Raw genomic sequence first — 2,298 nt, forward strand, 5'->3', positions numbered from 1 at the left:
ATCCCGCGACCTGCTAGAAATCATCGAAGCCCGCCATCAAAACGCCTCAACAATCTTCATCTCCCAGTTCCACCGGAGGGATGGCACGAGAAAATCAACAAACATACCATGGCTGACGCAATCCTTGATCGTATTGTGCATAATTCACATCACATACTCATTGATGGGGAAGATTCCATGCGAAAGAAAAAAGGGCTTCAGGCGTAACATTACATTCCAAGAGCCGCCTCATATCGGGGTGGCTCTCCCCATTAACATATTGGCTCTATTTCATTAACATGGTGGCTCTCATTCATTAACCTAGCGGCTCTGCCGCGCCGAAATATTCATTCCTGACTGATTAGCTCATTGGCCCCTGTACCACCATAGGATCCGCCTAAGTAGGTACCTGTGTCATCATAAAGTTCTAATTCGTAGTCTTTGTTGTCCGCGGGATCCATGAATACGTTTAATTTTCCATTTGATTTTGCATTAACAGTAAAAGTAAACCAATCTGTATCCGATGAAGAGGATATTTTACCGTAAATTGGTGTAGCAGGTGGAATCGAATTAGCTGAACTGGACGAGTTATTGTTTTCTGTTTCTGAACCACTGTGACTAGTAGTTCGTTTCCTAAATATAGTTACGTAAAATAGTGTTTTATGGTATCCTGAAATTAAAGAATCATGAACGGGGCGGATACTATGGGAAGAACACGTGAAATTGAAGTTGAGATTACTGAAGAGAATCGATCGTACCTTCGGCAGATCAGCCAATCGAGGACGGAACAAGTACGCCGCGTGGAACGAGCCAATATCCTTCTATTACATGCTACTGGTCTCGGTTCAACGACGATTGCCAAAGAACTGAAGATCAGCGTTCCTGCAGTGACACGATGCCTGCAAAAGGCGAAAGAATTTGGCATTCATGTTGCGTTAGATGACTTGAAGCGTTCGGGCAAGCCTCCACGGTTGACACCAGAGGCCAAAACTTGGATTCTTTCATTAGCCTGCCAGAAACCCAAAGACCTGGGCTTTTCTTACGAACTTTGGACGGTTCGGTTTCTTGCAGAGTATATTCGGAAGCACGCTGAGGAGGAAGGTCATCCAAGCGCATCGCGCATTTCCGGTGGTACGATTTCGAAATTGCTGAAAGCACAGCATGTTCAGCCTCATAAAGTTACTTACTACGTGGAACGCCGTGATCCCGACTTTGATGCGAAAATGGTGCAGGTACTCCACGTCTATCAGCAAGTCGAGTGGAAGTTGGAAAATAATGATTTTGTTCCGCTCTGCGATGTCATGCTTTCTTATGACGAAAAGCCGGGGATTCAGGCTATCGGAACAAAATCCCCCGACCTGCCGCCGGTTCCGGGACAACATCCAACCTTCAGCCGTGATTACGAATATGTTCGACATGGGACACTCAGCTTGATGGCCGGGATGGATCTTCTGACTGGAGAAGTCATGGGCTCCGTTGTGGATCGACATCGCAGCAAAGAGTTCATCGATTTCTTAAAAATGCTTGATAACAAATATGCTCCTGGCCTTCGAATCCAAATCATATTGGACAATCATTCTGCCCACACTTCGAAAGAAACAAGGGCTTATTTAGAGACCGTTCCAAACCGCTTTGAGTTTGTTTTTACTCCAAAACATGGGTCGTGGCTCAATGTGATCGAATCCTTTTTCTCTAAAATGACAAGGAGTTTCCTGCGTCATCTCCGGGTACAGTCCAAAGAAGAACTGAAAGAAAGAATTGAACAGTACCTTAAGGAAATTAACAAAAATCCAGTTCCCTTTCGTTGGAAGTACGGACTAGAGTCTGCCGCAAAATAAAAGGAAGCCTATTAAGGAAACGACACACTAGTGCCCCTTCAGCAAACGTAGTTTGACAAAAAGGAAGGATTATCCACTTGAGGGTCGAAGATCATCATGAGGTGATCGTACATGGCCATGTATGTTCGGGATATAACCAATGAAGAAGGTAACAAACTTCATCGGATCGCACGTAAAGGGGCAGATTCTGTGGAAGTTCGCCGGGCACTCGTTGTTCTCGCATCCGCTCAAAAAATGAAGGTTCCGGAAATTTCGGAACTCTACCATATGTCCAAAGAGCATATTCGCCACATCATTCGCTTATTTAACGAAAAGGGATTGGATGCCCTGAAACCCCAATATGGCGGCGGGCGTCCCCGTACCTTTACAGAGGAGCAGCGAGCGGACATTGTAGAACTTGCTCAAATTCCGCCGAAAACCCTCGGACTGCCTTTCACCCATTGGTCGTTATCCAAATTAAAAGAAATCGCAGAACAAAAAG

The 2,298-nt window shown here is 45.3% G+C and carries 2 protein-coding genes and 1 pseudogene; all 3 read left to right on the plus strand.

Annotation, left to right across the window (positions count from 1 at the left end; all coding sequences use genetic code 11):
• A pseudogene (locus tag ACFO8Q_RS13675) lies at positions 1-207 on the plus strand (ATP-binding protein); the annotation flags it as partial.
• Positions 208-683: 476 nt separating this feature from the next.
• On the plus strand, positions 684-1,817 hold the full coding sequence (locus tag ACFO8Q_RS13680) for an IS630 family transposase (RefSeq protein ID WP_380026373.1): 1,134 nt from the start codon (positions 684-686) through the stop codon (positions 1,815-1,817).
• A 111-nt stretch (positions 1,818-1,928) separates the two neighbouring features.
• A partial coding sequence (locus ACFO8Q_RS13685) for a helix-turn-helix domain-containing protein (protein ID WP_380026374.1) occupies positions 1,929-2,298 on the plus strand: 370 nt, incomplete at its 3' end.

This window comes from Effusibacillus consociatus, from assembly GCF_042652925.1.
Taxonomy (GTDB): Bacteria; Bacillota; Bacilli; order Tumebacillales; family Effusibacillaceae; genus Effusibacillus; species Effusibacillus consociatus.